This is a genomic window from Streptomyces sp. enrichment culture (assembly GCF_964273145.1).
In the GTDB taxonomy this organism is placed as follows: domain Bacteria; phylum Actinomycetota; class Actinomycetes; order Streptomycetales; family Streptomycetaceae; genus Streptomyces.
The window spans coordinates 6,124,652-6,137,614 of the sequence record NZ_OZ186873.1; the positions used below are offsets into that span (position 1 = coordinate 6,124,652).

Sequence of the window (12,963 nt, forward strand, 5' to 3'; positions counted from 1 at the left end):
GTCGCCGGCCGGCGAACCGGTGCTCACCGGCGGGTGAGCCGGGCCTCGGCCGCCCGCCAGCGCGCCGTGCCGCCGCGCGGCTCGTACCGGGTCAGCGGCTGGGTGCGGACGAGCAGTTCGCGCATCCCGGCCAGGTCGCCGGCGGTTCCGTGCGCCCGGGCCTGGACGAGGACGTTGCCGAGGGCGGCGGCCTCGGTCGGGCCCGCCACCACCGGCAGCCCGCAGGCATCCGCGGTCAGCTGGCACAGCAGGGCGTTGCGGGTGCCGCCGCCCACGACGTGCACCACGTCGACCGGGTGCCCGGCGAGCCGCTGGGCGTCCTCGACGGCCCTGCGGTGGGCCAGGGCGAGGGAGTCGAGGATGCAGCGCGTGACCTCGGCGGGCGAGGCGGGCACCGGCTGTCCCGAGGCGCGGCACGCCTGCCCGATCCGCTCCGGCATCCGGCCCGGCGCGAGGAACGCCGCGTCGCCCGCGTCCACCACCGACCGCAGCGCCGGCACCTTGGCCGCCTCCCGCAGCAGCCCGCCCAGGTCCGTTCCGCCCCAGGCCCGCACGCACTCCTGGAGCAGCCACAGCCCCATGATGTTGCGCAGGTAGCGGACCGTGCCGTCCAGCCCCAGCTCGTTGGTGAAGTTGGCGGCGCGGCTCTCCTCCGTCAGCACCGGCGCGGTCAGCTCCAGGCCGGCCAGCGACCAGGTGCCGGTGCAGATGTAGGCGAACCGCTCGCCCGTGGCGGGGACGGCGGCCACCGCGGAGGCGGTGTCGTGCGAGGCGACCGCCGTCACCGGCACCGGCCCGGCCAGTCCCGTCTCCTCCAGGACCTCCCCGCGCAGCAGGCCCGCCGGGTCGCCGGGCTGCCGCAGCGGCGCGAACAGGCCGAGGTCGATGCCGAGCCGGTCCGCGACGTCGTACGCCCAGTCCCGGGTGCGCGGGTCGACCAGCTGGGTGGTGGAGGCGTTGGTCAGCTCCGTGCCCTGCTCGCCCGTCAGCCAGTACGTCAGCAGGTCCGGTACCAGCAGCAGGCGCCGCGCCTGGGCGAACTGGGCGGTGGAGCGGGCGGCGGCCAGCTGGTACAGGGTGTTGAAGGGCGCGTACTGCAGCCCGGTCGCCGCGTACAGCTCCCCGGCCGGCACGGTCGTCCACACCTTCTCCGCGACGCCCTCGGTGCGGTCGTCGCGGTAGTGCACGGGGTTGCCGAGCAGCGCCCCGTCCGCGTCGAGCAGCCCGTAGTCCACCGCCCAGCTGTCGATGCCGACGGAATCGACCCGGCCGTCGCACAGCGACCCGGCCGCCCGCAGCCCCTCCAGGACCCCCGCGTACAGCCCGAGGACGTCCCAGCGCAGCCCCTCGGGCACCCGGACCGGCCGGTTGGGAAAGCGGTGCGCCTCGGTCAGCTCCAGGGTGTCGGGGCCGGCGCGGCCGACCATGACGCGCCCGCTGGACGCGCCGAGGTCGACCGCGGCGTACGACTTCACGCGGGCGCTCACCGCAGGAAGGCGGCGGCGACACCGGCGTCGACCGGGACGTGCAGGCCGGTGGTGTGGGTCAGGTCGCCGCCGGTCAGCGCGAACACGGCGTTCGCCACGTGCTCCGGCAGCACCTCGCGCTTGAGCAGGGTCCGCTGCGCGTAGAACTCGCCCAGCTTCTCCTCCGGCACCCCGTACACGGCCGCCCGCTGCGCGCCCCAGCCGCTCGCGAAGATCCCGGAGCCGCGTACGACACCGTCCGGGTTGACGCCGTTGACGCGGATGCCGTGCTCGCCCAGCTCGGCGGCGAGCAGCCGCACCTGGTGGGCCTGGTCGGCCTTGGTGGCGGAGTAGGCGATGTTGTTCGGACCCGCGAACACGGCGTTCTTGGAGGCGATGTAGACGATGTCGCCGCCCAGTCGCTGCGCGATCATCACGCGGGCCGCCTCGCGGGAGACCAGGAAGGAGCCGCGGGCCATGATGTCGTGCTGGAGGTCCCAGTCCTTCGCCGTCGTCTCCAGCAGCGGCTTGGACAGGGAGATGCCCGCGTTGTTCACCACCAGGTCGACACCGCCGAAGGCCAGCACCGCGGCCCGGAACGCCTCGGTGATCTGCTCCTCGGAGGTCACGTCCACGGTCACCGCGACGGCCTTGTCGGGTCCGCCCAGCTCCTCGGCGACGGCGGCGGCGCTCTCGCCGTTCAGGTCGGCCACGACGACGCACGCGCCCTCGGCCACCAGCCGGCGCGCGATCGCCCTGCCGATGCCGCTGCCCGCGCCCGTCACCAGCGCCACCCGCGTGGCCAGCGGCTTCGGCTTCGGCATCCGCCGGAGCTTGGCCTCCTCCAGCGCCCAGTACTCGATGCGGAACTTCTCCGCCTCCTCGATCGGGGCGTACGTCGAGACCGCCTCCGCGCCGCGCATCACGTTGATGGCGTTGACGTAGAACTCGCCGGCCACCCGCGCGGTCTGCTTGTCCTTGCCGAAGCTGAACATGCCCACGCCGGGGACGAGGACGATCGCCGGGTCGGCACCGCGCATCGCGGGGGAGTCCGGCTCGGCGTGCCGGTGGTAGTAGGCGGCGTACTCCTCGCGGTAGGCGGCGTGCAGCTCCCTCAGCCGGGCCACGGCCTCGTCCAGCGGGGCCGACGGCGGCAGGTCCAGGACGAGCGGGCGGACCTTGGTGCGCAGGAAGTGGTCGGGGCAGGAGGTGCCGAGCGCGGCCAGCCGCGGGTGCTCGGCGCGGGAGACGAAGTCCAGCACCACCTCGGAGTCGGTGAAGTGGCCGACCTGCGGCCGGTCCTGGGAGGCGAGCGCCCGCACGTACGGCGCCAGCGCCGCCGCCCGCTCGCGCCGCTCGGCCCCGGGCAGCGGCTCGTACCCCTCGATCACCGGACCGAACGGCTCCGGCCGGCCCCGCTCGGCGAGGAACCTCTCGGCGGTGCGGATGATGTGCAGCGAGTTGCGCTCGCACTCCTCGGAGGTGGCCCCCCACGCCGTGATGCCGTGCCCGCCCAGGACGCAGCCGATCGCCCGCGGGTTGGCCTCCTTCACCGCCGCGATGTCCAGGCCCAGCTGGAAACCGGGCCGCCGCCACGGCACCCACACCACCGTGTCGCCGAAGCACTCGGCGGTCAGCTTCTCCCCGTCGGCCGCGCAGGCCAGCGCGATCCCGGAGTCGGGGTGGAGGTGGTCGACGTGCGCCGCATCGACCAGACCGTGCATCGCGGTGTCGATGGAGGGGGCCGCGCCGCCCTTGCCGTGCAGGCAGTAGTCGAACGCGGCGACCATCTCGTCCTCGCGCTCGACGCCCGGATAGACGTCCTTCAGCGCCCGCAGCCGGTCCAGCCGCAGGACGGCCAGGCCCGCCTCGGTCAGCGTGCCGAGGTCGCCGCCGGAGCCCTTGACCCACATCAGCTCCACGTCGCCGCCGGTGACGGGGTCGGTGGCGGTGCCCTTCGCGGAGGCGTTGCCGCCGGCGTAGTTGGTGTTGCGGGGGTCGGCGCCGAGCCGGTGGGAGCGGGCGAGGAGGGCGGCGGCTTCGGGGTGGGGTGTCATGTCCTTGAGTCCTTTTCGAACGAGGGGTGGGGAGGAGCGCTCTTCAGGGGCGGGGGGAACCGCGCGGCCGGCCACACCCGGCCCGCGGTCCGCGCGTCACGGGACCCGGCGGACGTTCACGCCCCCCACCCCGCCTGCTCCCCGCCGACCCGCTCGGCGACGATCCTCTGCGCCCACCCGGACGCCTTGTACGCCTCGAGCGGCTCGGGATCCAGCCCCATCTCCTCCCGCACCTCCCGCAGCAGCGGACGCACGTCCGTGTTGTACGCGTCCATCAGCACCGCGTTGGCCTCCAGCACGTCCCCCGAGGCCTGCGCCGCGCCCAGCGCCTCCCGGTCCACCAGCAGCGCCTTCGCCGTGGCCTCCTGCACGTTCATCACCGAGCGGATGATCGCCGGGATCTTGGCCTCGATGTTGTGGCACTGGTCGAGCATGAACGCGACCTCGGGCGTGAACCCGCCCCCGCGCACCACCTCGTACATGATCCGGAAGAGCTGGAAGGGGTCGGCGGCCCCGACCATCAGGTCGTCGTCCGCGTAGAACCGCGAGTTGAAGTCGAACCCGCCGAGCCTGCCCGCCCGCAGCAGGGCCGCCACGATGAACTCGATGTTCGTGCCGGGCGCGTGGTGCCCGGTGTCGACGACGACCTGCGCCTTGGGGCCGAGCGCGAGGCAGTGGGCGTAGGCCGTGCCCCAGTCCGGCACGTCGGTCGTGTAGAAGGCCGGCTCGAACAGCTTGTACTCCAGCAGCATCCGCTGCCCGTCGCCGAGCCGCCCGTACACCTCCGACAGCGCCTCGGCCAGCCGGTCCTGCCGCGCGCGGACGTCGTCCTGCCCGGGGTAGTTGGTGCCGTCGGCGAACCACAGCTTCAGGTCCCGCGACCCGGTCGCGTCCATGATGTCGACGCACTCCAGCAGGTGGTCCACCGCCTTGCGGCGCACCGCCGCGTCCGGGTGGCAGACGCTGCCCAGCTTGTAGGCGTCGTCCTGGAAGGTGTTGGAGTTGATCGCCCCCACCCTCACCCCGCGCTCCTCGGCGTATTTCGCCAGGGCGGCGTAGTCGTCGACCCGGTCCCAGGGGATGTGCAGGGCCACGGTCGGGGCGACGCCGGTGAACTCGTGCACCTTGGCGGCGTCGTCCAGCTTCTCGAACGGGGTGCGCGGCACGCCCGCCTGCGCGAACACCTTGAAACGGGTGCCCGAGTTCCCGTACGCCCACGACGGTGTCTCGACGGCCTGGGTCTTCAGCGCGGCCTTCACCGCGGCGAGCTCGGTCACTGGGTGCTCCTGTGGCATCGGGTCGCCGTGACCGGGGGCACGACGACGGGAACAAGCGGGAGGGCAACGCGGGGAACAAGCGGGGGGCCGACGTGGGGGACCGGCGCGAGTGCAACCGCGAGTGAAACGATTCAGAAGGTGAAGCTATGAGCAGCCCGGAAGGGTGTCAACCCCAAAGGCGTCGCACGCTCGCCGCAACGCGATCAATCGGCCCGGCCGTCGAAAGTTTTTCGAGTCGGACCCATTGACGTGGTGTGTCGGCCTTGCCTAACGTCCCGGCCAGCCCGTTTGAAACCTTTCACGGCGTCGTGAGGCCGTCCCGCTTTCACGACGTCGTGAGGGCTGTCCCGCCGACGTCGCCGAGGAGCCCTCATGACCCACCCGTCCGGCACGGCTCCGGCCCCGGTCCTGGCACTGAGGGACGTCTCCAAGTCCTTCGGCGCGGTCCGCGCCCTGCGCGACGTCCGTCTGGAGCTGTTCCCGGGGGAGGTGCACGCCCTCGCCGGGGAGAACGGCGCCGGCAAGTCGACCCTCATCAAGACGCTCGCCGGGGTGCACCGGCCGGACGCCGGCCAGGTGCTGCTCGACGGGCGCCCCGTCGTCTTCCACGGCCCCGGCGACGCCCGTGACGCCGGCATCGCCGTCATCCACCAGGAACCGACCCTCTTCCCCGACCTGTCGATCGCCGAGAACATCTTCATGGGCCGCGGGCCCCGGCGTTCCCTCGGCCGCATCGACCACAAGGCCACCCGCGCGGCCACGGCGGACCTGATGCGGCGCCTCGGCGTCGGCCTCGACCCCGAGCAGCCCGCGCGCGGCCTGTCCATCGCCGACCAGCAGATCGTCGAGATCGCCAAGGCGCTCTCCTTCGACGCCCGCGTCCTGATCATGGACGAGCCGACCGCCGCCCTCACCGGCAGCGAGGTCGCCCGTCTCTTCGGCGTCGTCCGCGCCCTGCGCGACCAGGGCGCCGCCGTGCTGTTCGTCTCCCACCGCCTGGAGGAGATCTTCCAGATCTGCGAACGCGTCACGACCCTGCGCGACGGCGCCTGGATCGCCGGCGAGCCGCTGGCGGGCATGACCGAGGACGACCTCGTGCGCCGCATGGTCGGCCGCGACCTGGACGAGCTGTACCCCAAGCAGGAGACCCGGCCCGGCGAGGTCGCCCTCGGCGTGCGCCGGCTGACCCGGGAGGGCGTCTTCACCGACGTCTCCTTCGAGGTGCGGCGCGGCGAGATCGTCGGCCTGGCCGGCCTCGTCGGCGCCGGCCGCACCGAGGTCGCCCGGGCGGTCTTCGGCATCGACCGGTGGGACGCCGGAGAGGTCGAGGTCGACGGCAGGCCCCTCGTCAACGGTTCCCCCTCCGCCGCCATGGCCGCCGGGCTCGCCCTCGTCCCCGAGGACCGCCGCGCCCAGGGCCTGGTGATGAACATGTCCATCGAGCGCAACATCGGCCTGACCGGACTCCGCACCACCGTCAGGGCGGGGCTGATGGACCGCCGCGCCGAACGCGGCCGCTCCCTCGACTGGGCGGTCAGGCTCCAGGTCAAGTACGCCCGCATCGCCGACGCCGTCTCCACCCTGTCCGGCGGCAACCAGCAGAAGGTCGTCCTCGCCAAGTGGCTCGCGACCGATCCCAAGGTGCTCATCGTCGACGAGCCCACCCGCGGCATCGACGTCGGCACCAAGGCCGAGGTGCACCGGCTGCTCGGCGCGCTGGCCGCCGACGGCGTCGCCGTCCTGATGATCTCCTCCGACCTGCCCGAGATCCTCGGCATGGCCGACCGCGTCCTCGTCATGCACGAGGGCCGCCTGACCGCCGAGATCGCCCGCGCCGACGCCACCGAGGAGGCCGTGATGGCCGCGGCCACCGGGAGGGCCGCGTGAGCGAGGCACGGACCGAGGCGGCCCGCGCACGGCACGCCCGGACGGCGGCCGGCGGGCGGGACGCCGGGCGGCCGCCGACGGCCGCGCCGCCGCACCGCACGGGCGCCGAAGCGAACCACCGGAGGGCAGCATGACGGCGACCACCACCGACCCCACCCCCGCCACCGACGTGCCCCGGGCCCGTGCCGCACGGCTGGCCGACCGCGTCCTCAAGATGCGCGAACTGGCCATCCTGGCGGTGTTCCTGGTGATGATCGCCGTCACCCAGGCCGGCAACAGCGCGTTCCTGTCCGAGCAGGGCGTCAAGGACCTGCTGCTGAACGCGACGATCCTGGTCCTGGTCGCCACCGGCCAGTCCCTGGTGGTCATCACCCGCAACGTCGACCTGTCGGTCGGCTCCACCCTCGGCATCAGCGCCTTCGCCGCCGGCACGTACCTCCAGGGCGGCGGCAGTCCCTTCGTGGCCGTCGCCCTCGCGGCCCTGCTGGGCGTCGGTTTCGGCCTCCTCAACGGACTGCTCGTCAGCCTCGGCCAGGTGCCCGCGCTCGTGGTCACCCTCGGCACCCTGTACATCATCCGCGGCATCGACTCCCTCTGGGTCGGCTCACGCCAGATCACGGCGGCCGACCTGCCCGGCGGGTTCACCGACTTCGGCTCCGGCGGCATCTCGGCGGTGCCGTACCCGGCGCTGATCGCCCTCGCCGTACTGGCGGCGACCGCGTACTTCCTCAAGCACTTCGGCAGCGGACGCGAGCTGTACGCGCTCGGCTCCAACCCGGAGGCCGCCCGCCTCGCCGGCATCCCGGTGCGCAAGCGGATCCTCACCGCGTACACCGTCTGCGGCGCGCTGGCCGGGCTCGCGGGCGCCCTGTACCTGGCCCGCTTCGGCAACGTCGACTCCGGCACCGGCACCGGCTACGAACTCACCGTCGTCAGCGCGGTCGTGGTCGGCGGCGTGGTCTTCACCGGCGGTTCCGGCAGCGTCTACGGCGCCGCGCTGGGAGCGCTGCTGCTGACCTCCGTCAACAGCGCGCTGCCCGCCCTCGGCGTCAGCTCCGTCTGGGTGCTCGCCGTCAACGGCGTCCTGCTCCTGCTCGCCATCACGGCCGACCGGGTCCTCGCGCTGCGCGTGGCGGCCGCACTGAAGAAGAGGAACGCCCGCCATGGCTGACACCTCCCCGGCCCGCACCGCCCGCCGGTCCGCCGCCGTGCGGTGGGACGGGGCCGTCGGAACCGTCCTGATCATCGTCCTGCTGCTGTCCTTCGGCTTCGTCGACGGCTTCGGCAACGCCCTCAACCTGTCGTTCCTGATCGGCAACACCCTGCCGATCGCGCTGATCGCCCTGCCGATGACCCTGCTCGTCGTCACCGGCGAGATCGACCTCTCGGTGGCCTCCACGGCCGGGCTGTCCGGCGCCGTGATGGGCGCCCTGTGGAACCAGGGCCTGGCCATCGAGGCGATCATCCCGCTCTGCCTGCTGCTCGGCGCGGTCTGCGGGCTGGTCAACGGCCTGCTGGTGACCCGCCTCGGGCTGCCCTCCCTCGCCGTCACCATCGGCACCCTCGCCGCCTACCGGGGCATCGCGCAGATCGTGCTCGGCTCCGACGCGGTGACCGACTTCCCCGCGCAGTACCTGGACTTCGCGGCCGGACGCATCGGCGACACCTTCGTCCCCTACACCCTCCCGCCCTTCCTCGCGCTGCTCGCCCTCGCCGCGGTCACGCTGCACGCCACGCCGTTCGGGCGGTCGCTGTTCGCGATCGGCGCCGGCGAGGAGGCCGCCCGGTTCGCCGGGATCCGCGTCCGGCGGCAGAAGCTGATCCTGTTCACGGCGACCGGCCTGACGGCCTCCCTCACCGGTGTCTTCTGGGCCCTGCACTACGCCAGCGCCCGCTACGACAACGCCACCGGCCTGGAGCTGTCCGTCGTGGCCGCCGTCCTGCTCGGCGGCATCGACTTCGACGGCGGCAAGGGCACCCTCGGCGGCGCGATCGCCGGCGTGTTCCTGCTCGGCACGCTGCAGAACGTGATGAGCCTGCTCGACGTCTCCGCGCAGTCGCAGACCGTCGTCACCGGCGTCCTGCTCGTCGTCTCCGTGCTCGGTCCCCGGACCGCACGGCAGATCTCCGCCGCGAGGGCCGGGCGCCGCGCCGGCCCGGCACCGGCGCCCGCCCCGCCGCCTCCGGCGCCCACACCCTCGCCGTGACCCCTCCCGCCACCCCGCCCGCCCCCGGCCACCCCCGTGAGGACGATCCGCCATGCGCACACCGCCCGCCCGCCGCACCTGCGCGGCCCTCGCCGCCGCCTGCCTCGCCCTGGCCGCCACCGCCTGCGACGGCACCACCAAGGAGGACGTGAGGAACGAGGACCGCTCCGCCGCCACCGGGGGCAAGGCCGACCCGGACGCGGAACTGAGGAAGGGCCTGACCGTCGCCTTCCTGCCCAAGCAGGTCAACAACCCCTACTTCACCGTCGCCGGCAAGGGCGGCGAGAAGGCCCTGAGGGAACTCGGCTCCCGCTACAAGGAGGCCGGCCCCTCCAGCGCCACCGACACCTCCGGCCAGGTCTCCTACGTCAACACCCTCACCCAGCAGCAGGTCGACGCCATGGCCGTCTCCGCGCAGGACCCCGGCGCCCTGTGCACCGCGCTCAAGCAGGCGATGAGGAACGGCATCGAGGTCGTCACGTACGACTCCGACACCAGGCCCGAGTGCCGCAACGCCTTCATCTCGCAGGCGTCCGCCGAGGACCTGGGCCGCACCCAGGTGCAGCTGCTCGCCGAACAGATCGGCCACAAGGGCGAGATCGCGATCCTGTCCGCCGCACAGACCGCCACGAACCAGAACACCTGGATCGGGCACATGAAGGACGAGCTGAGGAAACCCGCGTACAAGGACATGAGGCTCGTCGAGGTCGCCTACGGCAACGACGACGCCCAGCAGTCCTTCCAGCAGACCCAGGGCCTCCTCCAGGAGCACCCGGACCTGAAGGGGATCATCTCCCCGACCACCGTCGGCATCAAGGCCGCCGCCCAGTACCTGTCCGGCTCCCGCCACAAGGGCAAGGTGAAGCTGACCGGCCTCGGCACCCCCGACGACCTGCGCAGGTACGTCAAGGACGGCACCGTCGAGGCGTTCGGGCTGTGGGACCCCGCCAAGCTCGGCGAACTGGCCGCGCGCACCGCCGTCGCGCTCGCCTCCGGGCAGATCACCGGCAAGGAGGGCGAGACCTTCCGCGCCGGTGCCCTGGGCGAGTACACGATCGGCCGGGACGGCGTGATCGACCTGGGCGAGCCGGCCGTGTTCGACGCCGGCAACATCGACCGTTTCCACTTCTGACCACGGGCGGTACGTCATGCAGCGCGTCTGTTTCCTGCTCAAGGTCCGCCAGGACAAGATCGCCGAGTACCGCGAACGCCACGCCGCGGTGTGGCCGGAGATGTGCGAGGCGCTCACGGCCACCGGCTGGCACAACTACTCCCTCTTCCTGCGCGACGACGGCCTGCTCGTCGGCTACCTGGAGACGGAGGACTTCGAGGCCGCCAAGGCCGGCATGGAGGCGACCGAGGTCAACGCCCGCTGGCAGGCCGAGATGGCCCCGTTCTTCGAGGCCCTCGACGGCGCCCGGCCCGACGAAGCCATGAAGCCCCTCACCGAGGTCTTCCACCTCGCCTGACCCGGAGCGTGCAGATGAGAAGACGCACCGTGCTCACCACCGCCCTGACGGTCGCCGCGGCCGCCGCCCCCGGCGTCGCGCGGGCCGCCGCCCCCGGCCCCTCGGTCACCCGCGCGGGCACCACCACCCTCGACGACCGGGCGATCTACTTCGTGTCCTACGACGGCCTGGTCAACAACAACTCCTTCCAGAAGAACGGCCTGCTGACCTACAAGGGCCACCAGTACGCCGTCTGGTACACCGCCGACCGCAACGCCGTCGTCGGCCGCCGCGCCCTCGGCACCGGCGCGTGGCAGACCGTGAAGGTGGGCCACACCCTGCGGTACGACGACTCCCACAACGTCATCTCCATGGGCGTCTCCAAGCTCGACGGCCGCCTGCACCTCAACATGGACTCGCACAGCGACGGCTTCACCTACGTCAAGTCCGTCGCCGGCCTCGTGGACGACCCGTCCGGGCACAGCTGGACCGCGAGCCGCTTCGGGCCGCCCCGGTCCACGCTCGACGGGCTCGCCCTCACCTCCCGGTTCACCTACCCGCAGTTCATCGCCACCCCCGAGGGCAGGCTCCAGCTCAGCTACCGCGCCGGTGTCTCCGGCGACGGGCGCAACGCCCTGGCCGAGTACGACGGCGAGAAGTGGACGGCGCTGGGGGAGTGGACCGACTCCACCGGCACGTACACCAGCGAGCACGGCTCGTCCACCGCCCGCAACATGTACCTGCACGGCATCGACTACGACCGCGGCGGCCGGCTGCACGCCTTCTTCACCTGGCGGGAGCAGAACGGCGCGGTGATGTGCGCGAGCGGCGGCATCACCAACCACGACACCGGCTACGTCCGGTCCGACGACCGCGGCCGCACCTGGCGCAACGACGCGGGCGCGGTCGTCGGCGTCACCGGAGGCCCCGACCGGGTCCGCGTGAGCGACGCCGGTCTGGTCGTGGACCCGTTGGGCCCCGACCACTCCCTGATGAACCAGGAGAGCCAGTCCACCGATTCCGCGGGCCGGCCGCACGCGATCATCTCCTACGTCCCCGGCCGCTTCGGCCGGTGCACCACGGACTACGTCGCCGACCGCATCGCGAACGGCCGCGCCTTCCACGTCCGCCGCACCGCCTCCGGCGCGTGGCGGAAGACCGAGATACCGGTGCCGCTCGGCTCCAGCCAGCGCACCAAGCTGGTCCTGGACAGGTACGACAACGCGTACGCCGTCCTCCCGTACGGCAGGATCGCCGCCGCCTCCGCGGCCTTTGGGCACACGGACTGGAAGCTGCTGTACGACGGGGCGGGGCTGAACGCCTTCGGCGAGGTGGTGATCGACGAGACGCGGGTGGCGCAGGACGGTGTGCTGTCCGTGATGTACCAGGAGAAGTCCAGCGGTACGACTCCGTCGGCGCTGCGCGTCGTCGACTTCCGCCTGCCCGCCTGAGCACGGTGCGGCCGGGCGGCGTGGCGGTAGTGTGAAGGCCTTCCCGCCGCCCCTCGTCCCCCTGGAGGTCCCCGCCCGATGGCCCAGTCGGTGGGTATCAAGGACGTCGCCCGTGCCGCCGGAGTCTCCGTCGGCACGGTCTCGAACGTCATCAACCGGCCGGAGACGGTCGCCACCGGGACCCGCGCGCGCGTGCTGTCCGCGATCGACCGGCTCGGCTACGTCCGCAGCGAGTCCGCGCGCCAGCTGCGCGCGGGCCGCAGCCGGATCATGGGGCTGCTCGTCCTCGACATGGGCAACCCGTTCTTCGTCGACGTGGCGCGCGGCGCCGAGCGGGCCGCGCGCGAGGCCGGACTCGGCGTGATGGTCTGCAACAGCGCCCAGAGCCCGAGCGAGGAGGCCGAGTACCTGTCGCTCTTCGCCGAGCAGCGGGTGCGGGGCGTGCTGCTCACCCCGGCCGACGCCACCGGCCGCACCATCGAGGGCTTCCGGCGCCACGGCATCCCCTTCGTGCTGGTCGACCGGGTCGCCGAGGGAACCACCGGGTGCTCGGTCTCCGTCGACGACGTGGCGGGCGGCGCCCTCGCGGTGCGCCACCTGGTGGACGCCGGGCACCGGTCCCTCGCCTACGTCAGCGGACCCCCCGGCCTCAACCAGGTGCGCGACCGCCGCACCGGCGCCCTGAGCGCCCTCGCCGAGGCCGGCCTCGGCCCCGAGGCGCTGCGCGAACTGCCCACCGAACGGCTCGACGTGGCCGCCGGGCGCGACGCCGGCGCCCGCCTGCTGGGCCTCGCCGACCGCCCGACCGCCGTCTTCTGCGCCAACGACCTGCTCGCCCTCGGCGTTTTGCAGGCCATGTACGCGGCCGGGGTCGACGTACCCGACGACCTCGCGATCGTCGGTTACGACGACATCGAGTTCGCCGCCGCCGCGGCCGTCCCGCTGACCTCCGTACGGCAGCCCGCCGTCGCCATGGGCGCCCTCGCCGCCGGACTGCTGCTGGAGGAGACCGAGGGCGAGGACGCGGCACGACCGCACGAACACCGCCGGGTCGTCCTCCAGCCGGAACTGGTGGTACGGCGCTCCAGCATGTCCACCCGCTGACCGCCCGCGCCCGGCGGATCCCGGCGGGTCCCGGATCCGCCGGCCCGGCGGCCGTGTGCTGGACTG

10 protein-coding genes are annotated in these 12,963 nt (G+C 73.1%); 7 read left to right on the top strand and 3 right to left on the bottom strand.

Annotated features, from left to right (window positions below; translation table 11 throughout):
• Positions 1-23: 23 nt before the first annotated feature.
• From ACSU6Z_RS27155 to rhaI, 3 genes are all read right to left on the bottom strand, one after another.
• The gene (locus ACSU6Z_RS27155) at positions 24-1,487 is read right to left on the bottom strand and encodes a rhamnulokinase (protein WP_437049557.1); all 1,464 of its coding nucleotides are present in this window, start codon (positions 1,485-1,487) and stop codon (positions 24-26) included.
• Positions 1,484-3,523 carry a bifunctional aldolase/short-chain dehydrogenase gene (locus ACSU6Z_RS27160; protein WP_437049558.1) on the bottom strand — a complete coding sequence of 680 codons (2,040 nt, stop codon included), beginning with the start codon at positions 3,521-3,523 and terminating at the stop codon, positions 1,484-1,486. Before ACSU6Z_RS27160 ends, ACSU6Z_RS27155 begins: the two co-directional genes overlap by 4 nt.
• A gap of 116 nt (positions 3,524-3,639) precedes the next feature.
• A complete protein-coding gene (gene rhaI, locus ACSU6Z_RS27165) occupies positions 3,640-4,800 on the bottom strand; it encodes an L-rhamnose isomerase (RefSeq protein ID WP_437049560.1) in 1,161 nt (386 codons plus the stop codon).
• 372 nt (positions 4,801-5,172) lie between these two features.
• Between rhaI and ACSU6Z_RS27170 the strand changes: the two genes are divergently transcribed.
• The 7 genes from ACSU6Z_RS27170 (at position 5,173) to ACSU6Z_RS27200 (ending at position 12,897) form a co-directional block, all read left to right on the top strand.
• Positions 5,173-6,687 (top strand): sugar ABC transporter ATP-binding protein, encoded by a 1,515-nt coding sequence (locus tag ACSU6Z_RS27170; RefSeq protein WP_437049562.1) that lies wholly within the window; start codon positions 5,173-5,175, stop codon positions 6,685-6,687.
• A 130-nt stretch (positions 6,688-6,817) separates the two neighbouring features.
• Positions 6,818-7,858 (top strand): ABC transporter permease, encoded by a 1,041-nt coding sequence (locus tag ACSU6Z_RS27175; RefSeq protein ID WP_437049564.1) that lies wholly within the window; start codon positions 6,818-6,820, stop codon positions 7,856-7,858.
• Positions 7,851-8,894, top strand: a complete 1,044-nt coding sequence (locus ACSU6Z_RS27180) for an ABC transporter permease (RefSeq protein WP_437049565.1) — start codon at positions 7,851-7,853, stop codon at positions 8,892-8,894. The genes ACSU6Z_RS27175 and ACSU6Z_RS27180 overlap by 8 nt, the downstream gene beginning before the upstream one ends.
• 52 nt (positions 8,895-8,946) lie before the next feature.
• Positions 8,947-10,026 (top strand): rhamnose ABC transporter substrate-binding protein, encoded by a 1,080-nt coding sequence (gene rhaS, locus ACSU6Z_RS27185; RefSeq protein WP_437049566.1) that lies wholly within the window; start codon positions 8,947-8,949, stop codon positions 10,024-10,026.
• A 16-nt stretch (positions 10,027-10,042) separates the two neighbouring features.
• Positions 10,043-10,363, top strand: a complete 321-nt coding sequence (locus tag ACSU6Z_RS27190; RefSeq protein WP_437049567.1) for an L-rhamnose mutarotase — start codon at positions 10,043-10,045, stop codon at positions 10,361-10,363.
• 14 nt (positions 10,364-10,377) lie between these two features.
• Entirely contained in the window at positions 10,378-11,793 is a 1,416-nt protein-coding gene (locus tag ACSU6Z_RS27195; protein ID WP_437049569.1) for a BNR repeat-containing protein, read from the top strand.
• Between the two features lie 78 nt (positions 11,794-11,871).
• The gene (locus ACSU6Z_RS27200; protein ID WP_437049571.1) at positions 11,872-12,897 is read left to right on the top strand and encodes a LacI family DNA-binding transcriptional regulator; all 1,026 of its coding nucleotides are present in this window, start codon (positions 11,872-11,874) and stop codon (positions 12,895-12,897) included.
• Positions 12,898-12,963: the final 66 nt, after the last annotated feature.